The sequence below is a fragment of the Micromonospora sp. BL4 genome (assembly GCF_003667505.1).
GTDB lineage: Bacteria > Actinomycetota > Actinomycetes > Mycobacteriales > Micromonosporaceae > Micromonospora.
The window spans coordinates 1-18,474 of sequence record NZ_RCVJ01000182.1 but is presented as its reverse complement, the minus strand read 5'-3'; the positions used below and the strand labels follow the sequence as shown (position 1 = coordinate 18,474).

General features: G+C 73.0%; 21 protein-coding genes and 2 pseudogenes. 9 read left to right on the top strand and 14 right to left on the bottom strand.

Features of this window, described 5'->3' with window-relative positions:
* Positions 1–305, bottom strand: a pseudogene (locus EAD89_RS30305) (hypothetical protein); the annotation flags it as partial.
* A gap of 269 nt (positions 306–574) precedes the next feature.
* Here EAD89_RS30305 and EAD89_RS24800 point away from each other — a divergent pair.
* Entirely contained in the window at positions 575–1,573 is a 999-nt protein-coding gene (locus tag EAD89_RS24800) for an RNA polymerase subunit sigma-70 (RefSeq protein ID WP_121677394.1), read from the top strand.
* 5 nt (positions 1,574–1,578) lie between these two features.
* On the top strand, positions 1,579–2,319 hold the full coding sequence (locus tag EAD89_RS31155; RefSeq protein WP_121677393.1) for a DUF6069 family protein: 741 nt from the start codon (positions 1,579–1,581) through the stop codon (positions 2,317–2,319).
* Positions 2,320–2,462: 143 nt separating this feature from the next.
* Here the strand turns inward: EAD89_RS31155 and EAD89_RS24790 are convergent, their stop codons facing one another.
* From EAD89_RS24790 to EAD89_RS24775, 4 genes and pseudogenes are all read right to left on the bottom strand, one after another.
* The gene (locus tag EAD89_RS24790; protein ID WP_121677392.1) at positions 2,463–2,663 is read right to left on the bottom strand and encodes a DUF397 domain-containing protein; all 201 of its coding nucleotides are present in this window, start codon (positions 2,661–2,663) and stop codon (positions 2,463–2,465) included.
* Positions 2,654–2,815 (bottom strand): annotated as a pseudogene (locus EAD89_RS30825) (Scr1 family TA system antitoxin-like transcriptional regulator); the annotation flags it as partial. The pseudogene EAD89_RS30825 and the gene EAD89_RS24790, both read right to left, overlap by 10 nt.
* A gap of 22 nt (positions 2,816–2,837) precedes the next feature.
* On the bottom strand, positions 2,838–3,032 hold the full coding sequence (locus EAD89_RS24780) for a DUF397 domain-containing protein (protein ID WP_121677391.1): 195 nt from the start codon (positions 3,030–3,032) through the stop codon (positions 2,838–2,840).
* Positions 3,029–3,796, bottom strand: coding sequence for a DUF5753 domain-containing protein (locus EAD89_RS24775; RefSeq protein WP_121677390.1), 768 nt, complete (start codon positions 3,794–3,796; stop codon positions 3,029–3,031). The genes EAD89_RS24780 and EAD89_RS24775 overlap by 4 nt, the downstream gene beginning before the upstream one ends.
* Before the next feature lie 232 nt (positions 3,797–4,028).
* On the opposite strand from EAD89_RS24775, the gene EAD89_RS24770 reads away from it, so the two are divergent.
* Together EAD89_RS24770 and EAD89_RS24765 are read left to right on the top strand one after the other, a co-directional pair.
* Positions 4,029–4,337, top strand: a complete 309-nt coding sequence (locus tag EAD89_RS24770) for a hypothetical protein (protein ID WP_121677389.1) — start codon at positions 4,029–4,031, stop codon at positions 4,335–4,337.
* A complete protein-coding gene (locus EAD89_RS24765; protein WP_121677388.1) occupies positions 4,334–4,579 on the top strand; it encodes a flavin reductase in 246 nt (81 codons plus the stop codon). The genes EAD89_RS24770 and EAD89_RS24765 overlap by 4 nt, the downstream gene beginning before the upstream one ends.
* A gap of 33 nt (positions 4,580–4,612) precedes the next feature.
* On the opposite strand, the gene EAD89_RS24760 is transcribed toward EAD89_RS24765, so the two are convergent.
* From EAD89_RS24760 to nadD, 5 genes are all read right to left on the bottom strand, one after another.
* Positions 4,613–5,386 (bottom strand): SDR family NAD(P)-dependent oxidoreductase, encoded by a 774-nt coding sequence (locus EAD89_RS24760; RefSeq protein WP_121677387.1) that lies wholly within the window; start codon positions 5,384–5,386, stop codon positions 4,613–4,615.
* A gap of 5 nt (positions 5,387–5,391) precedes the next feature.
* The gene (locus EAD89_RS24755; protein ID WP_121677386.1) at positions 5,392–6,246 is read right to left on the bottom strand and encodes a DegV family protein; all 855 of its coding nucleotides are present in this window, start codon (positions 6,244–6,246) and stop codon (positions 5,392–5,394) included.
* A gap of 84 nt (positions 6,247–6,330) precedes the next feature.
* Positions 6,331–6,960 (bottom strand): histidine phosphatase family protein, encoded by a 630-nt coding sequence (locus tag EAD89_RS24750; protein WP_121653662.1) that lies wholly within the window; start codon positions 6,958–6,960, stop codon positions 6,331–6,333.
* Positions 6,957–7,364 (bottom strand): ribosome silencing factor, encoded by a 408-nt coding sequence (gene rsfS, locus EAD89_RS24745; RefSeq protein ID WP_089019415.1) that lies wholly within the window; start codon positions 7,362–7,364, stop codon positions 6,957–6,959. Before rsfS ends, EAD89_RS24750 begins: the two co-directional genes overlap by 4 nt.
* 110 nt (positions 7,365–7,474) lie before the next feature.
* Positions 7,475–8,071: a nicotinate-nucleotide adenylyltransferase gene (gene nadD / locus EAD89_RS24740; RefSeq protein WP_121653661.1), complete on the bottom strand. Its 597-nt coding sequence runs from the start codon at positions 8,069–8,071 to the stop codon at positions 7,475–7,477.
* A gap of 383 nt (positions 8,072–8,454) precedes the next feature.
* On the opposite strand from nadD, the gene EAD89_RS24735 reads away from it, so the two are divergent.
* Both EAD89_RS24735 and EAD89_RS24730 read left to right on the top strand, forming a co-directional pair.
* On the top strand, positions 8,455–9,117 hold the full coding sequence (locus tag EAD89_RS24735; protein ID WP_121677385.1) for a PadR family transcriptional regulator: 663 nt from the start codon (positions 8,455–8,457) through the stop codon (positions 9,115–9,117).
* A gap of 160 nt (positions 9,118–9,277) precedes the next feature.
* On the top strand, positions 9,278–10,492 hold the full coding sequence (locus EAD89_RS24730) for an FAD-dependent monooxygenase (protein WP_121677384.1): 1,215 nt from the start codon (positions 9,278–9,280) through the stop codon (positions 10,490–10,492).
* Between the two features lie 45 nt (positions 10,493–10,537).
* On the opposite strand, the gene pepN is transcribed toward EAD89_RS24730, so the two are convergent.
* Entirely contained in the window at positions 10,538–13,054 is a 2,517-nt protein-coding gene (gene pepN / locus EAD89_RS24725) for an aminopeptidase N (protein ID WP_121677383.1), read from the bottom strand.
* 69 nt (positions 13,055–13,123) lie between these two features.
* Here pepN and EAD89_RS24720 point away from each other — a divergent pair, with 69 nt between their 5' ends.
* On the top strand, positions 13,124–13,342 hold the full coding sequence (locus tag EAD89_RS24720) for a DUF397 domain-containing protein (protein ID WP_121653657.1): 219 nt from the start codon (positions 13,124–13,126) through the stop codon (positions 13,340–13,342).
* Between the two features lie 105 nt (positions 13,343–13,447).
* Here EAD89_RS24720 and EAD89_RS24715 read toward each other — a convergent pair whose 3' ends face one another.
* Positions 13,448–13,849, bottom strand: coding sequence for a hypothetical protein (locus tag EAD89_RS24715; protein WP_121677382.1), 402 nt, complete (start codon positions 13,847–13,849; stop codon positions 13,448–13,450).
* A 266-nt stretch (positions 13,850–14,115) separates the two neighbouring features.
* Here EAD89_RS24715 and EAD89_RS24710 point away from each other — a divergent pair, with 266 nt between their 5' ends.
* Entirely contained in the window at positions 14,116–15,363 is a 1,248-nt protein-coding gene (locus tag EAD89_RS24710; RefSeq protein WP_121677381.1) for a cytochrome P450, read from the top strand.
* Positions 15,364–15,422: 59 nt separating this feature from the next.
* On the opposite strand, the gene EAD89_RS24705 is transcribed toward EAD89_RS24710, so the two are convergent.
* Positions 15,423–16,592, bottom strand: coding sequence for a zinc-dependent alcohol dehydrogenase (locus EAD89_RS24705; protein ID WP_121653654.1), 1,170 nt, complete (start codon positions 16,590–16,592; stop codon positions 15,423–15,425).
* Positions 16,589–17,227 carry a cyclase gene (locus tag EAD89_RS24700; RefSeq protein WP_121677380.1) on the bottom strand — a complete coding sequence of 213 codons (639 nt, stop codon included), beginning with the start codon at positions 17,225–17,227 and terminating at the stop codon, positions 16,589–16,591. The genes EAD89_RS24705 and EAD89_RS24700 overlap by 4 nt, the downstream gene beginning before the upstream one ends.
* A 219-nt stretch (positions 17,228–17,446) precedes the next feature.
* Here EAD89_RS24700 and EAD89_RS24695 point away from each other — a divergent pair.
* Positions 17,447–18,474, top strand: a 1,028-nt coding sequence (locus EAD89_RS24695; protein WP_233579087.1) for a glycosyltransferase family 2 protein, incomplete at its 3' end; no start/stop codon positions are given.

The window sequence follows — 18,474 nt, the reverse complement described above, 5'->3', positions numbered from 1 at the left end:
CCCGGCAGCCGCGCCGCACGGCCGTCCGACCCCGGGAGCACGTCCACCTCCGGCTCCGCGAGCGGCACCCCGGCCCGAGGCGGCAACGCGTCGACCAGAGGTACGCCCGCGAGCGGCGCCTCAGCCCCCGGCGGCGGCGCGCCGATCGGAGGTACGCCCGCGAGCAGCGCCTCAGCCCTCGGCAGCAGCGCGCCAGGAGGTACGCCCACGAGCGGCGCCTCGGCCGGGGGTGGCGGCGCGCCAACCGGTGCGGCCGTCAGCCGGCGCAGGCGCTGGCGTACCTCTGTCTGCTCGTCGTGCGACACAGCGCGACGCTATGGCGACGGGCGGCGCGGCGGGGTGCGGTGGCCTCGCCCTGTGGATAGCCGAACCCACTGTGGACAACGCCCTGATCAAGTCCGGATCTGCTATGGCGCCGGCAGCTTCCCAGCTCGGTTGCCCGAGGCGATGGCTGGCACCGCCGGCAGGTTGGCCGGCACCGCCACCAGGCATGCCGGCAGGCCCCGGTGATGAGTTGTCGCGCCCGGGCCCGTCACACGTACGACGGGACACGACGAGGCGGAAGGATGACGTGATGAGTGCGGACATGCGGCTGGAGGAGCTGGGCGTGAGCGGTCTGGGCGAGGTCGACGAGCCGGCGTTCTCGGGGCTGGCGCAGCGGCACCGGCGGGAACTGCACGTGCACTGCTACCGGATGCTCGGGTCGTTCGAGGACGCCGAGGACACCGTGCAGGAGACGTTCCTGCGTGCCTGGCGGCGGCGGGAGACCTTCGCGGGGCGGTCGACGTTCCGGGCCTGGCTGTACCGGATCGCCACCAACGCCTGCCTCGACCTGCTCGCCAAGCGCCGCCCGGAGCCCGCGACCGGCGGCGAGGTGCTGTGGCTACAGCCGTACCCGGACCGGCTGCTCGACGAGCTGCCCGCGGGCGACGCGGACGAGCCGGAGACCGTCGCCGTCGCGCGGGAGACGATCGAGCTGGCGTACCTGGTCGCCGTCCAGCACCTCGCGCCGCGCCCGCGGGCCGTGCTGATCCTGCGGGACGTGCTCGGCTGGCCCGCGAAGGACGTCGCAGAGTTGCTCGGGGACTCCGTCAACTCCGTGAACAGCGCGTTGCAGCGTGCCCGCGCAGGCATGCGGGAGCACCTGCCCGCCGAGCGGCAGGACTGGACCGGCGGCGAGGAGGACGCCGGGACCCGCGACCTGGTGCGCCGCTTCACCGACGCCAGCGTGGCCACGGACATCGACACACTCGCCACGATGCTGCGGGACGACGTCCGCTGCTCGATGCCGCCCACCCCGGGCCTGCACGTCGGCCGCGACGCGGTGGTGCAGGACTGGACCGAAGGCGGCTTCGAGGACCTGGGGCGCCTGCGCACCGTCCCCACCTCCGTGAACCGCCAGCCCGCCATCGCGTTCTACCTCTGGCGCGAGCAGGAGCAGGCGTACCTGCCGCTGACCATCGACGTACTGCGCATCACCGGCGGCGCGATCACCGAGATCACCATCTTCCACAACGACCAGTTCCCGCGACTCGGGCTGCCGGAGCGCCTGCCGGCCTACGGCACGGAGTAGTCCCGGTGCCGACGCTCACGCTGCGCGGCGGCGGGCGTGTCGTGGTGGTCGCGGCCCAGTGGCGCGACGCGTTCGGCGTCGTCACCCGCGGGCGGGTGCAGCTGGAGCTGCGCGACGGCGAGCCCGGGCCGGTCCTCGGCCGCGACGCCGGGTTCTGGTTGCGCGGCACCGGCGTCCGCGCCCTGCGGAACCCCGACCGTCGCACGGCGAGGGTGCGCATCGTCACCCCGCGTCGCGCGCCAGTCAACACATCCCGTACGCCAGTTGCCGATCGATGGAGGAACGACATGGACAGCAGAAATGACAGCGGGGTCGTGGCGAGCCCGGCGTCGGGCCGGACCAGCCACACCCACCGACTCCGCGGGCTCGCGGTCACCGGCTTCCTTGCCGCGCTCGCAGCGATGGTGGTCACCACCCTCGCCGCCGCGCTCGCCGAGGCCGTTGGCGTCGACTTCGAGATTCCCGATGGTGGCGAGACGATCCCGTTGGCCGGGTTCGCCGTGGTGACCGGCTTCTTCTCGGTCGTGGGCATCCTCATTGCCGTCGCTCTTCTTCGCTGGAGCGCTCGCCCCGCCGAACGATTCGTCTGGACGGCAGTGTCGCTGACCGCGATCTCGCTGGTCCCGCCCCTCCTCTCCGGGGGAGACACCGCCACCGTCACCGCCCTCCTCGGGCTGCACCTCGTCCCTGCGGCGGTGATGATCCCTATCCTGACGCGGAGCCTCCGCACCCACCTTCCGGAGTGAAGACCCAACGCCATCCGGTTCGGTCGGGGTGCACGAGGTAGCTGGTCGCGTTCACCCTGGCCGAGCCCGGCAGTAAACCGACCCTCGCAACAGTTGAGCCCGGCGCACCCATCACGGGTGGCCGGGCTCCTGCTTGTCTGTGGTCAGCTGACGGTGCCGATGCCCTTGGCCAGGTTCACGAAGCTCTGCCAGGCTGCCGGCTCGAAGGTCAACGTTCCGCCGTCGCGGTCCGTCGTGTCGCGGACGAGGACGACGCCGGGAAGGTTGTCGGCGACCTCGACGCAGTCACCCTGGTTGTTCCCACTCTTCGAGGACTTGCGCCACCGCGCGCCGGTCACGTCCATGATCCTGCCGCTTCCCTCAGGAGATCCAGGGAGCGAGCACGAGGAAGGGCTTCGCCCCGTATCCGTTCCCACCGTCTGTTCAGGGTAACAATTTCGGTCGGCTCATCGATGACGTGCGCTTGCGCCTGACTGTCGACGTGGACGACGGGCGAGCGGGCCTGTGCATGCGTCTGATCAACCTACGGTGCCGATGCCCTTGGCCAGGTTCACGAAGCTCTGCCAGGCTGCTGGCTCGAAGGTCAACGTTCCGCCGTCGCGGTCCTTCGTGTCGCGGACGAGAACGACGCCGGGAAGATTGTCGGCGACCTCGACGCACGAGCCACCGTTGTTGCCGCTCTTTGTGCTCTTGCGCCACCGCGCACCGGTCATGTCCATGATCCTGCCGCTTCCCTGATCAGGTTTAGAGACTGGGTTCGGGAGAGAGCTTCGCCCCTGATGCGCTCCCATCTACGACTGAGCGTAGCAACGGCCGCAGTCTGATTAAGGATTTGCGCTGGCGCTTGACTGTCGACGTGAGCGACGTGCTCGCCGCTGGGCAACTCCGCGATGATGAATCCGCCGCCAAGCCCCGGATACATGCCGACATCCTTGGGCACGATGTGCACCTGCACCGCGGTGAGGGTCGCACATTCGGAGAGATGCTGGATCTGCTCACGCATCAACTCACGGTCGCCGTACGCCGACTGGTACAGCACGCCCTCGAAGATGACCGTCGTCAGTAGCGGCGGGCTTTCCCGGCGAAGGACAGCTTGACGCTCGATACGTGAGGCGACCAGCTCGTCAACCTCGGCGGTGGTCAGCGCCTCACCCGCGAGGGTCGCCCGCGCGTACGCCTCGGTCTGAAGCATTCCAGGTATCCAGGTGTGCTCGAACCAGCGCAGTGCCAGCGCCTCCCGCTCCCAGTCGACCCACTCGCGCAACCACTGGGGCTCGCGTCGCCTCAGGACATCGGGCCATAGGTCACTAACGTCCCGTCCAAGGATCGCTGCCACCTGTGCGCGTCGGCGAGGTTGCGGCACACGTCCTGGCGAGAGCCATCGCGCTGCCGTCTTCGGGTCTACACCGGTCTGGCCTGCAAGGCTCTCCGCAGTCTCCCCAGCTTCAGCCATCGCCATCTGGAGTACGTGGTTCATCCCGCCTCCCCTGAGGACGTCCCGGATATCTCGGCACCATACATCAACGTTGTGTACTGATCCCGTCGCGCTCGGCAAGGTGCTTTGTAGACGGCGCGGCCGGCAGGGAACCCGATCCCGGCGGACGCGTTCGTAGCGGGGCCGCCCCCACGGGCGAGCACTCACCGGGGCGGCCCCTCCCACCAGCCTTCAGGGGAAGACCGTGTCGAACGACGAGCCACCGCCGAAGCCCGTGAACCCACCGCCAGCGGTCGCGAGGACCGCGCGCAAGGTTCAGGCCGGCGACGTCCTGCTCCTGACCCGTGCGGCAAGCCCGCAGTTCGTCCGGCCCGTCACGGCGCGGGTCATCCGGGTGCTGGACTGGATCACGTACGACGGCTGGCTGTGGATCGACGCGTACCAGCTCGGGCCGGACGGCATGGCGGTGGACCGGCGGACCCTCTACTTTCTGCCCCGGAATGCGCAGTGGGTGCAGGCGTCGGCGGTCGTCCGCGAACGCCGCCGGCCGGTCCGTCGGGCACCGATGAGGGCGGGCGGATGATCGCCCGCTCGGAACACCCCGTGATCAGGCCCTCGTGGCGCTGCCGTACCTGCGGGATTGCCTGGCCCTGCTCGGCCGCGAAGCTGCGACTCCTCGGCGAGTACCGCGATGACCGCCCGGCCCTGCTGATCCACCTGGCGTCCCTTCAGCAGGAAGCCGCCCGCGATCTCGCCGCGCTGAACCCGAGCAACCCGCCCGCCAACCTCACGGACCGCTTCGTCGACTGGGCTCGTGTCCGCTGACGCGAGAACGACCCGCACGTGAGCCGACCGAGGTCAGCGGGCCTCCGGGTCGAGGCCGAGCACGGCCCGCCCCCCGTCCACCGGCAGGGTGACCCCGTTGATGAAGCTGGCCGCCGGCGACAGCAGGTACGCGACCGCCTCCGCCACCTCGTCGACCGTCCCGATCCGGCCCACCGGGTGCAGCCGGGTCAGCTCGGCGTCGATCCACTCGGCCTGGGTGGGCTCCTGGTCGGCGAGGAAGTCGCCGTGCCGCTCGGTGGCGATCGAGCCGAGCGCTACCGCGTTGGCCCGGATGCCGTGCCGCCCGTACTCGACGGCCAGCGCCCGGGTCAGCCCCTCCACGGCGGCCTTCGCCGTCGAGTACGGCAGCGCGCCCGACACCGGCCGGCGGGCCTGGTGCGACGAGACGTTCACGATGGCGCCACCCGCGCCGGCGGCCAGGAACCGGCGGACGGCCACGGCGGCGCCCACCACGGCCGGGCGGAGGTTCTGGCCGATCAGGTCGAGCACCGCGTCGGCCGACGCCGAGTGCAGCGCGGCGTCCCGGAACACGGCGGCGTTGTTCACCCAGCCGGTCAGCGGCCCGGAGCGCTGGGCCAGCTCGGCGGCGCGCTCGGCCACCTGCTCGTCGCCGGCGTCGCCGATGACCGCGACCAGCCGGTCGGCGGCCGGATGCCCGGCGAGCCAGTCCACCGCGTCGGCGTCCCGCTCCACGACGACGACGGTGGCACCGGACGCCACGAGTCGTTGCACCACGGCCCGGCCGACGCCACGGCCGCCGCCGGTCACCACGCACGACGTGGACACCGGGCTCAGCCGCCCGGCCTGCGGTGGACGACGACGCAGGCCAACCCCGGGCCCGCGTGTGCGGCGACCACGGCGCCGGCCTCGGAGACGTACGTGTCGTGCAGCCGGTCGCCGAGTCGCTCGGTGAGCGCGGCGAGCAACGCCTCGGCCCGCTGCGGCGCGGCCAGGTGGTGCACCCCGAGGTCCACCTCGTCGTCGCCGGCCGCCTCGACGGCCAGGTCGACCAGCCGGGCCACGCCCCGGCTGGCGGTGCGCACCTTCTCCCGCAGCACGATCGAGCCGTCCGGCATGTGCATGATCGGCTTGACCGACAGGGCCGTGCCGAGCAACGCCTCGGCGGCGTTGATCCGGCCACCACGGCGGAGGAACTCCAGCGTGTCGACGTAGAACCAGACGGTGGTCCGGGCGACGGCGGCGAGCGCCGCGTCGCGTACGCCGGACAGGTCGGCACCGGCCTCGGCGGCCGTGGCGGCCGCGATGGCCGGGAAGCCGAGCCCCATGCCGGCCGAGCGGCTGTCCACGACCTCGACCCGGCCGTCCAGGTCGGCGGCGGCGAGCCGGGCCGCCTCGACCGTGCCGGACAGGCCGGCGGAGAGGTGCACCGAGACGACACCGTCGGCGCCGGCGTCGAGGAGCTGACGGTACGTCTGGGCGAACTGCTCGGGCGCCGGGCGGGAGGTGCTGGCCGTGACCCGCCGGCCGCTCAGTGCCAGGGTGGCGTCGGCCGGCTGAGTCTCCACCCCCTCCAGCCCCTCCGCGCCGTTCAGCACGACGGTCAACGGCACGACGGTCAGCCGGTGCGCCTGCACCAGGTCGGGGGGAAGGTAGGCGGTGGAGTCGATGACAACCGCGACGGGCATGCCCGGCACGCTAGCCGATCGGGGCGCTGAACGCCGAGGCGCGAGCGCGCCGGGCAGCGGGGGCCGGTCGGAACGGGACGGCGTTCAGACCGCGTCGGCGACAGCCGGGACGGCGATCAGGCCGACGTTGTGCGCCCGCAGCTGCCAGCCCCGGACGTCGTCGTGCCGCAGCTCGGTCCAGTGGCAGTTGGCCAGCGAACCGACGCTGCGCAGCACGCCGGCATCCCAGCCGAGCAGGTGACCGACGCCCTGCCGGGAGCCGCCACCGTGGGTGGCGATCACCACGGTGCCGCCGGGCGCCGCGTCGGCGGCCTCCTGCAACGCGGCGGCGACCCGCTGGCCCAGGTCGGGCAGGGGCTCAAGGTCCGCGCCGGGGGCCGGGTCGCCGGACCGCCAGCGGGCGTACTCGGCGGGGAAGCGCTCGGCGACCTCGGTCAGGTGCAGGCCCTGCCACTGCCCGAAGTGCCGCTCGCGCAGCCGGGCGTCGGTGCGGACCGGCAGGCCGGTCAGCGCGGCCAGCGCGGCGGCGGTCTCCGCGGCGCGGCTCAGGTCGCTGGACACGATCGCGTCGGGACGCAGCGACGCGAGCAGCGGCGCGGCGTCGCGGGCCTGGTCGCGGCCCAGCTCGTTGAGGGGTACGTCGGTCTGCCCCTGGACGCGGTTGGCGGCGTTCCAGTCGGTGTTGCCGTGCCGCCAGATGATCAGCCGGGTCATTCGGCCGTGGCGGACCCGCTGGCGTCGGCCTCGACCAGGTCGCGGTCGACGAACGGGATCGTGGGGCAGTCTTTCCAGAGCCGGTCGAGCGCGTAGAACTCGCGCTCCTCGGTGTGCTGGACGTGCACCACGATGTCGACGTAGTCGAGCAGCACCCAGCGGCCGCCGCGCTCACCCTCGCGCCGCACCGGCTTGGCCTTCTCCGGCAGCTCCAGCAGGCGCTCCTCGATGGCGTCGACGATGGCCAGCACCTGACGCTCGTTGGGGGCGGCGGCGAGCAGGAACGCGTCGGTGATGGCGAGCTGGTCGCCGACGTCGATGATGGTGATGTCCTGCGCCTTCTTGTCGGCGGCGGCCTGGGCGGCGGCGATCGCCAGCTCGTGAGCGCGTTCGGAAACTGTCACCGTTCTCCTTCGATCAACCGTGCGATCCTCCAAGCGTCTCATACCCGGCGGCGCCCCGACTTGTCAGTTCTGGTCGATTAGCCGCATGAATGGGGGTGAACCGGGCGTGGTCAGCGCTGATACAGGTGCCGTTTGGCGATGTACTGCACCACACCATCGGGCACCAGGTACCAGACCGGCTCGCCCCGGGCCACCCGCGCACGGCAGTCGGTCGACGAGATGGACATCGCCGGCACCTGGATCAGGCTGACGGTGTCGGCGGGCAGGTGCTTGTCGGTGAGCTGGAAGCCGGGCCGGGTCACCCCGATGAAGTGGGCCAGCTCGAAGATCTCGTCCAGGTCCTTCCACGACAGGATGCGTTGCAGCGCGTCCGCGCCCGTGATGAAGAACAGCTGCACCTTGGGGCCGTACTCGGCGTGGAGGTCGCGCAGCGTGTCGACGGTGTAGGTCGGCCCACTCCGGTCGATGTCGACCCGGCTGACCTGGAACCGGGGGTTGGAGGCGGTGGCGATGACGGTCATCAGGTACCGGTCCTCGGCGGGGCTGACCGGCTCGTCCGCCTTCTGCCACGGCTGCCCGGTGGGGACGAAGACCACCTCGTCCAGGCCAAACCGGTCGGCCACCTCGCTGGCCGCGACGAGGTGCCCGTGGTGGATCGGGTCGAAGGTGCCACCCATGATCCCGATCCGCCGGATATCTTCCTCCACCCCGTGATCGTAGGCCGGGCGTCGCGGCCCACCGTTTCGGCCCGTCGACGGGTGACGGCGGCGACCAGTCGGCCCTGCTCCTGAGCGGGCCGGCGTCGACCTCCGGGCAGCGCCCTGTCGAGGGCGATACCTGTGGGTCATAAATATGACTCACAGGTATCACCCTCGAACGACCGGCAGCCCCGGGCAGGGCAGCAGGCCCGGCACGCGGTCACGGCACGCGGTCACGGCACGCGGTCACGGCACGCGGTCACGGCACGCGGTCACGGCACAAAGTCGCGACCAGGGGTCGCAGCGAGGGGTCGCAGCAAAGGGTCGCGGCACGACGACACACGCGCTTATACTCGTGTACGAGTAATCGCTGACGAGGATGGGAGCGTGCCGTGCCGAAGCGGCGCAAGGTCGGCAACCTGCTGGCGCTGGCCGTGCTGTCCGCCCTGGTCCAGCGGCCGATGCACCCGTACGAGATCGCCACCGCACTGCGCGCCTGGGGCAAGGACCAGGACATGGAGTTCAAGTGGGGATCGTTCTACACGGTGATCCGCAACATGGACAAACACGACATGATCGAGGCCGTGGAGAGCGTCCGCGACGGCCGGCGCCCGGAACGCACCGTCTACCGGATCACCGACGTGGGGCGGGCGGAGCTGGTCGACTGGGCCCGCGAGCTGGTCTCCACCCCGATGCCGGAACATCCCCGCTTCCGGGCCGGCCTGTCCGTGCTCGCCGCGCTGCATCCCGACGAGGCCACCGCCCTGCTGCGGCAGCGGCTCGACCTGCTCGACGACGCGATCCGCCAGGACCGGGACACCCTCGACGCGCACCTGCGGGAGATCCCGCGGCTGTTCCTGGTGGAGTCGGAGTACGACCTGGCCATGCGGACCGCCGAAGCCGCCTGGCTGCGGGCCCTGCTCGCCGAGCTGACCTCGGGCAGCTACCCGGGTCTGGACACCTGGCGGGCCTTCCACGAGACCGGCGAGATGCCGGCGGAGCTGACCGAGCTGGCGGAGAGGACCAGCACCCCGGCCCCTGACACCCCCGACTGACGGACGGCTCCGGCGGGGTGCGCCAACACCCCGCCGGAGCCCTTACCTCGAACCGACACCTGGGAAGGCGCCCGGCCCGAAGCGGCAACCACGAGGATAACCGCGCTCCCTCCCAGGTCGGTCGCACGCGCACGCACCGACGACACCCCAGGGAGAGAGCATGACCACGGTACGAACCGCGATCGTCATCGGCGGCGGCATCGCCGGTCCGGTGACGGCGCTCGCGCTGCACCGCGCCGGCATCACCGCCACCGTCCACGAGGCGTACCCCGAAAGCGCCAGCGGGGCCGGCGGCATCGGCGGCACCCTCGCGCTCGCGCCCAACGGCGTGGCCGCCCTGCGCACGGTTGGCGCGGACGAGGCAGTGACAGCCATCGCGACCCCGATCGAGCGCACCGTGATGGCCGTCGGCCGCCGCCGCATCGACCTGCCCACGCTGGCCGGGGTGCCGCCACTGCGGGTGGTGCACCGGGCCGAGCTGCACCGGGTGCTGCACGACCGGGCGGTCGCCGAGGGCGTCCCGTTCGCGTACGGCAGGCGGTTGGTCGCCGCCGAGCAGACCGACAGCGGCGTGACCGCCCGCTTCGAGGACGGCAGCACCGCCACCGCCGACATCCTGGTCGGCGCCGACGGCATCCGCTCGACCGTCCGCGGTCTCATCGACCCGGCCGCGCCCGGCCCCCGGTTCACCGGGCTGCTCGGCTTCGAGGCGGTGGCCCGACACGAGGTGGACGCCGAGCCGGGCACGATGACCTTCGCGTTCGGGCGACGCGGCTACTACCTGTACTGGCCGGAGCCCGGTGGTGGCACCCGCTGGGGCGCCAACCTGCCGCACCAACGGCCGTTGAGCCTGGTCGAAGCCCGTGCGGTGTCGGCGGCGCGGTGGCTGGACACGCTGCGCACCACCTACGGCGACGACGATCCGGGCCGGGAGCTGATGGCGACCAGCAGCGCCGACGAACTCCAGGTCGTCGGCTCGTTGCAGATCATGCCGCCCGTGCCGCACTGGCACCGGGGGCGGATGGTGCTGCTCGGCGATGCGGCGCACGCCCCGTCGAACAGCTCCGGTCAGGGCGCGTCACTGGCGATTGAGAGCGCGGTGCAACTCGCCCGCTGCCTGCGTGACCTGCCGGACGTGGCATCGGCGTTCACCGCGTTCGAGCGGCTGCGCCGCGCGAGGGTGGAGAAGGTCGCCGCCCGAGCGGCGCGGATCAACCACGCCAAGGCGCCGGGGCCGGTCGCCCGGACGCTGATGCCGCTGCTCATGCCGCTGCTGGTGCGCACCGCGATGGACCCGGAGAAGACGGTCGCCGGCGAGCAGCGCTACGTCATCGACTGGGACGCCCCGGTCACGACGGAACCGGCGCTGCGCTGAGCCGGAGCGCGGGGTGGCCCGCCAGCCACCCCGCGCCTGCCGGTCTCAGGCCGCCGCGGCGGCCACCGCCGTCCGGGCGACCAGCGCGCGGCGCAGGTCGTCGTCGGCGTCGGTGACCACCCGACGCAGGCCGGGGGTCAGGTCGTCGCGGGCCAGCAGCGCCGCGGCCGCCTCCCGGGTCGGCTGCGCCACGGCGTAGCGGGGGAACGCCAGAGCGGCCACCCGGTCGGCGGTCCAGGGAGTACGACGACGCGCGGCCGCCGGCATGTCCGCGAAGTACCGCTCGACGTACGCCGCCGTCAGCTCGGCCTGCTCGGGCTGCCAGAAGCCCTCGGCGGTCGCCTCCAGCAGCCGACTGGACAGCTCGGTGTCCCCCACGATGATCTCCCACGCCGCCTGCTTCGCGGCCGGGTCGGGCAGGGCGGCCCGGCAGCGGGCGGCCCGTTCCGCGCCCGTGGAGCTGGGGTCGGCGGCCGCCTCGACGGCGATCTCCGCCTCGCCGGCCGCGCCCAGCACCACCAACCGGCGCAGCACCGCCCAGCGCAGCTCGGCGTCGACCTTCAGGCCGGCCGGCACGTCGCGGCCGGCGAGCCAGCCGGTGAGGAGATCCGCGTCGGTGGTCGCGGCGATCCAGCCCCGCGCGGCGGCGAGCTGCAACGACTCCCCCGCTGGCGCGCCGTCGAGCAACTGGCGGCACGCCCCGGCGACCCGGGCCAGCGCCGCGGACCGGGCCAGCGGGTCGAGGTAGCGGTCGACCAGGGACCGGCTGAGGGTGAGCACGTCCTCCGCGATGATCACCTCGGTCTCGGCCGGCAGCGCCGCGACCATCAGCTCGACCAGGCCGCTCACGGGCCGCTCGCCGTCGGTCGCCGCGTCCAGCGCCTCGCTCCAGAGCACCGCCCGCGCCAGCGGGTCGGCCAACCCGGGCAGCACCAGCGGCACGGCGTCCGCCGAGGCCGAATCGAGGCGCACCTTGGCGAAGGTGAGGTCGCCGTCGTTGGGCAGCAGCAGCCGGGCCGCCGCAGCGCCGGTCAGCCCGTCGAGCACGGTCCGCCCGCCGTCGGCGGCCGGGTCGAGATCCACCTCGTCGCGCTCCACGGTGCCGTCCGCCGAGTAGCGGCCCACGCCGATCCGGTGCGGACGCAGCACCGGGTGCGACTCGGGCGCGGTCTGCACCACGGCCACCTCGGTGTAGCGGCCGTCGGCGTCGACGGCGACCTCGGCGCGCAACGTGTTGACCTGCGCCCGCCGCAGCCACAGCTCGGCCCAGCCGGACAGGTCCCGGCCGCTGGCGGCGGAGAGGCTGGCCAGCAGGTCGGCGAGGGTGGCGTTGCCGAAGCGGTGCGCGGCGAAGTGCGCGTTCAGGCCGGCGAGGAACGCTTCGTCACCGAGCCACGCGACCAGCTGCCGCAGCACGCTGGCGCCCTTGGCGTACGAGATGCCGTCGAAGTTGAGCAGGCCCTCGTCGGTGTCGGCCACCTCCTCCGGGGCGACCGGATGCGTGGAGGGGCGCTGGTCGGCGGCGTACCCCCAGGCCTTGCGGCGCATGGCGAAGGTGGTCCACGCCTGGTCGAAGCGGGTCGCCTCGGCGGTGACCCGGGTGCCCAGGTATTCCGCGAAGGACTCGTTCAGCCACAGGTCGTCCCACCAGCGCATGGTGACCAGGTCGCCGAACCACATGTGCGCCATCTCGTGGGCGATGGTGGTGGCCCGCAGCTCCCGCTGGGTGTCGGTGACCGCCGAGCGGAACACGTAGTCGTCGCGGAAGGTGACGATGCCCGGGTTCTCCATCGCGCCGGCGTTGAACTCCGGCACGAACGCCTGGTCGTACTTGCCGAACGGGTAGCGCTCGGTGAAGAGCTGGTGGAACCGGTCCAGGCACTGCCGGGTGATGGTGAAGATCTCCTCGGCGTCGGCGTCCAGGTGCTCGGCGAGCGACCGGCGGCAGTAGATGCCCAGCGGCACGCCGTCGTGCTCGGCCCGCCGCACGTGGTACGGCCCGGCGATCAGCGAGAAGAAGTACGTGGCCAGCGGCTCGGTGGGGGCGAACTCCCACCGCCCGGGGGCCGGGTTGGCGGCCACCTCGGCGTTGCTGGCGACCGTCCACTCCGGTGGGGCGGTGACCGCCAGGGTGAAGGTGGCCTTCAGGTCGGGCTGGTCGAAGGCGGCGAAGATGCGCTGCACGTTGTCGAGGAAGGTCACCGCGTAGAGGTAGGTCTCGCCGTCGGCCGGATCGACGAAGCGGTGCATGCCCTCCCCGCTGTTGGAATACGTCATCTCCGCCTCGACGACCAGGGTGTTCTCCGCGCCCAGGTCGGTCAGCGGGAGCCGGTTGTCGCTCAGGACGCCGGGGTCGACGTCGCGGTCGTTGAGGCGTACCGCCAGGAGGGTGGCGGGCTTGACCTCGGCGAAGGTCGCGGTGCCGGGGGTCGCCCGGAACCGGATCTCGACGCGGGAGCGGAACAGCTCGCCGCCACCGGTCAGGTCGAGGTCCACCTGATAGGACTCGACAGTAATCGCCGCGCCACGCGCGGTCGCCTCTACACGGGTCAGGCTCGGCATCCGCTTATCCTGCCCGATGGGGATCCGCACGCGGTCACCACACGACCCTCGGCACTGGAGGAAAGAACCATGGCGCAGCACCCCAAGGGCGACTTCGACCTCTCGCGGGCGGTCTGGCAGCGGGCCGACGGGGACACCTCCGACAGCGCCGTCGAGGTCGCGTTCGTCGACGACCTGATCGGGATGCGCAACTCCGCCGAGCCGGAGGGGGCGGTGCTGGTCTTCACCCAGGCCGAGTGGGACGCGTTCGTCGCCGGCGCGCAGGACGGCGAGTTCGACCTGGACTGACGACGCCGGCCGGCAGCGTGCCGGCACCAGCTCGGCGAGGTGGAGGTGTCCCGATGCCCGCGACACCTCCACCTCGCAGACGCGGGGCGGGCCGTGGGCGACCGGTCAGCCATCGCCGTCACCGTCGCCCCAGCCGAGGCCGCCGGGGCCCGGGGCGTGGTGAAAACCCGGGTGCTCGGCCACGTCGACGCAGCGCTCGCCGTCCGGGCCGACCGCTCCGCAGAACAGCCGCTCGGCCCGGTGCCAGGCATCGGCCGGCGACAGGGCCGCCGCGCCGAGCGCCAGCTCCGGGCGGAGCAGGCTCAGCGCCTCCGCATACGTCACCGCCAGCTCGCGGGCGTCGGCCATGCCGGCCGCCGTGAAGCCCAGGTGCACCGTGAAGAACCGGTGCGGCCGGGTGGGCCGCCGAGGCGGCCCGATCAGCGCCCCCGGGTCGCGACTCCGACCCGCGCCGAGGCCGCCGACCGCCCGCCGCTGCCGCCAGTGCGGCGATCTGTTGTCCCGCATCCGCCCTCCCCGTGATTCCTTGTCGCGACCCGGCCGCACCATCGGCCCCAGCCGCCCCGGCCCCCGTCGCCGGCGACCACTCACCCGGAACTCAACCAGGTTCCCGCGCCGGTGGGAGGGGCCAGCGGACGCCGATCCGGTGGCCGGGCCACGCCGCACCCGCCGGCCGGCGCACGACCGATGCCGGTGCCGCGATTCAGGAGCCCCGACCTGGGTAGACGCACCCGGACGAGCAGACCGGCCGCATCCGCACGTGAGGAGACCCGATGGCGACCATGCCGGCCGACCGCAGCCCGGACAGCACGCTCGCGTTTCTCCGCGCCGGCTACCGGTTCATCGGGGAGCGCTGCGACCGGTACGGCAGCGACATCTTCCAGACCCGGATCCTGCTGGCTCCGACCATCTGCCTGCGCGGCCGGCCGGCCGCGACGCTGTTCTACGACGCCGAGCGCTTCCAGCGGCGCGCGGCGATGCCGCTGCGGGTGCAGCGGACACTGACCGGCCGGGGCGGCGTACAGGGGCTGGACGGGTCGGAGCACCGGGACCGCAAGGCCATGCTCATGTCGATCATGACACCGGTCGCCATCCGGCAGCTCGGGCAGCTCTTCGACGACGAGTGGCGGGCCCGGATTCCGGCCTGGGAGGCCGCCGCGCCGGTGACGCTCTACGACGAGCTGGGTCGGCTGCTGACCCGGGTGGTCTGCGCCTGGGCCGGAGTGCCGCTGGCCGAGTCACAGGTCGACCGCCGTACCGTCGAGCTGCACGCCATGATCGAAGCCCCGGCGCTGGTCGGCCCCCGGCACTGGCGGGGCCTGCTCGCCCGCCGCCGGGCCGAACGCTGGATCGCCGGCATCGTCGACCGGGCGCGGACCGGGATCTCCCCGCCTCCCGCCGGCAGCGCGCTGAAGGTGATCGCCGAGCACCGCGACGCGCGGGGCAGGCTGCTCCCCCGCCGGATCGCCGCGGTGGAGCTGCTCAACGTGCTGCGTCCGACGGTCGCCGTGGACCGGTTCATCGTCTTCGCCGCGCTCGCCCTGCACGACCATCCCGCCTGGCGGCAACGGGTCCGCGACGACGACGCGGCCACTGAGCAGTTCGTCCAGGAGGTACGCCGGTACTACCCGTTCTTCCCGACCGCCGCGGCCCAGGTCCGTCGCTCGTTCGACTGGCAGGGCCACCACTTCCCGCGAGGGCGACGGGTGCTCCTCGACCTGTACGGCACCAACCATCACCCCGCGCTCTGGCCCGAGCCGGAGCTGTTCCGCCCGGAGCGCTTCGCCGGCCGTACCGTGGACCCGTTCCAACTGATCCCGCAGGGCGGCGGCGACCACTGGACCGGACACCGCTGCGCCGGCGAGTGGATCACCATCGACCTGATGAAGCGGGCGGTCACCAACCTGACCAGCGCCATGCGTTACGAGGTGCCGCCCCAGGACCTGGCCCTGGACCTGCGCCGGATGCCGGCACTACCCCCCACCGGCCTCACCCTCACCAACGTCCGCCGCACCGCCTGACCCGCCGCCCCGCCGATCGTGCTGGTGAGCGGCGGGGCGGGGTGCGGTCCAGCCGGCGGTCAGGGGTGCAGGACGCTGCGGAGGCAGCCGTCCTGCTTCTTCTCGAACAGCTCGTAGCCGCGCGCGCCCTGCTCCAGGGGGAGCGGATGGGTGGCCAGGTAGCCGGGGTCGATCTCACCGGCGGCGATCCGGTCGAGCAGCATCGGGATGTAACGCTGCGCGTGCATCTGCCCCATCCGCAGCACCAGGGCCTTGTTCATCGCCGCGCCGAGCGGAAACTTGTCGATCAGACCGGCGTAGACGCCGACGATGCTCACCGTGCCGCCCTTGCGGCAGGCCATGATCGCCTGCCGGACCGACGTGGGCCGGTCCGTCTGCAACCGCGCCGACTGCTTCACCCGGTCGTACGCGTAGGTCGGCCCGACGTCGTGCGACTCCATGCCCACCGCCTCGATGCAGGCGTCCGGCCCGCGCCCGGCGGTCAACTCCCGCAGCGCCTCCAGCACGTCGGTCTCCGCGTAGTTGATCGTCTCGACGCCGACCCGGTCGGCCGCCGTGGCCAGCCGGTCCGGAAAACGGTCGATCATGATGACCCGCTCGGCACCGAGGAGTTGCGCGGACCGGGCCGCCATCTGACCGACCCCACCGGCGCCCCAGACGGCGACCACCTCGCCGCCGGTCAGTCCGCAGAAGTCCGCGGCCATCCAGCCGGTGGGCATCGCGTCGGAGGCGAAGACCACCGAGTCGTCCGGCACCCCGTCGGGTACGCCGAACGCACCGACGTCGCCGAACGGCACCCGGATGTACTCGGCGTGCGAGCCCGCGTACCCGCCGGCGGCGTGCGAGTACCCCAGGATGCCCGCCGGCGAGTGCCCCCAGAGCTTCTCCGTGAACACCGGCTGCGGGTTGGAGTTGTCGCAGAGCGAGTACTGCTCGGTCCGGCAGTACCAGCAACCACCGCAGGCGACCACCGAACCGACCACCACCCGGTCCCCGACCTGGTGCCGCCGTACGCCGGGCCCGGTCTCCACCACCTCGCCCGTGAACTCGTGGCCGAGGATGTCGCCCTCCCGCATCGCCGGCAGGTACCCGTTGATCAGATGGAGGTCGGAGCCGCAGACGCTGCTGGCCCGGACCCGGACGAGGATGTCCCCCTCGGCGCGGATCCGGGGCTCCGGCACGTCCCGGACGGCCAGCTTGCCGACGCCTTCCCAGCAGAGCGCCCTCACGCCCGTCCTCCCGTCATCAGCTTCTCCCGCATCCGGTCGGTCGCCTTCTCCTGGGCCGGGCTCCGGCCGGACGGGTCGCGCCGGGTGTCGATCACCTGGCCGCACTCGATCAGCGACTTCACCCGGCGCAGCGCGTCCCGCAGGGCCAGATCCGGTTCGTGGCCGCCGGCCAGGCCGACCACCCGGCGCAGTCGACCGGAGCGGTAGCGCAGCTCGGCGCGGATCTCCGTGCCCCGGCCCTGCGAGGCTTCGGTCAACTCGACCCGCCCCTCCTGCGGCACCGGGCCGTCCTCGACCCGCCAGCGCAAGGTGCCCGGCCCGTCGACGGTGATCTCCGCCCGCCATCCGCTGTCACCACCGCCCGGATCGCGGCTCACGCACCGCCAGCGTCGGTCGTCGAGCTGTTCCAGGGTGGCCCACTCGGCCAGCGCCCGGTCCAGCCGCTCCCGGTCGGTCCAGAATCCGATCACCGCGTCCCGGGGCCGGTCCACGGTCACCCCGCGGCGCACCACGTACCAGCCGTCCTGCCGCTCGGGCTGGTGCCGGCGTCGACGGCGGGCCACCGCCCGGCCGACGCCGACCGCGCTCGCCGCGGCGACGCCGAGCAGCGCCCACCTCGTTCCGTTGCTGGTCATCTCGTCTCCTCCACCCGGGCGTCCGGGGACGGACAACCCATACCGGCAGCGCTACCCGGACTCGGTCCGTCGAAACGACGTACCGGTTTGACCGGCCGGATCGCGGGCACGTGCTGCGGGCGGCCGACCGCCCGGCGGCCGACCACCGCCTGTCCGGGAGGCACCGTTGCTCTTCCACACCAGTGAGTACGGCCGGCACGCCCGCCGGCCGGTGTTGGCGTGAGCGCGCCGACCCGCCGGGCCGGCGGATCCGACGATCCGCACCTCGGTGAGGCCCCGCGCGCCGGGGATGACCCCAGCCACGGCCGGGAGGGTACGGCGCCACCCCCACTGCCGATGGCGTACGTGCTGCCGCTGCGCTGGACCGTCGACACCGGCCTGGCCGAGCTGACCGACTACCTGCGCTGGCTGGGTGGCCGCGTCGAGGTGACCGTGGTCGACGGCTCGGAACCGGACGTCTTCGCCCGGCACGCCGCGGCGTGGCGCGGGCTGGTCCACCGGCACGTCCCGCCCGACCCCACCCTGCGCGGGCTGAACGGCAAGGTGATCGGGGTGCTCACCGGCGTCCGCGCGGCCGGCCACGAGCACGTGGTGATCGCCGACGACGACGTCCGGTACGACGAGGCCGGGCTGCGCGCGGTGCACCGGCTGCTCGGCCGGGTGGATCTGGTCCGGCCGCAGAACTACTTCTCCCCGCTGCCCTGGCACGCGTGGTGGGACACCGGCCGGACGCTGCTCAACCGGGCGCTCGGGGCGGACTACCCGGGCACCCTGGCGGTGCGCCGCAGCACCTTCCTCGGCATGGGCGGGTACGACCCGGACGTGCTCTTCGAGAACCTGGAGCTGATCCGCACCGTGCGGGCGTACGGCGGCAGCGAGGCCGCGCCGGCCTGGCTGTACGTACGCCGGCTGCCGCCGGACGCCGCGCACTTCCGGGGCCAACGGGTCCGCCAGGCGTACGACGATCTGGCCCAGCCGGCGCGCCTGCTGACCTCACTCGCGGTCCTGCCGGCGCTGGCGACGGCGGTCGCGGCCCGCCGGCCCGGGCTGCTGCTCGGCGCGGCGGCCGGCACCGTCGCCCTGGCCGAGCTGGGCCGCCGCCGCGCCGGAGGCGACACGGTCTTCCCGCCGAGCACCGCGCTGGCGGCCCCCCTCTGGCTGCTGGAACGGGGCGTGTGCGGCTGGCTCGCGGTCGGTCAGCGGTTGCTGCTCGGCGGAGTCCGCTACGGCGACACCCGCCTCCGCCG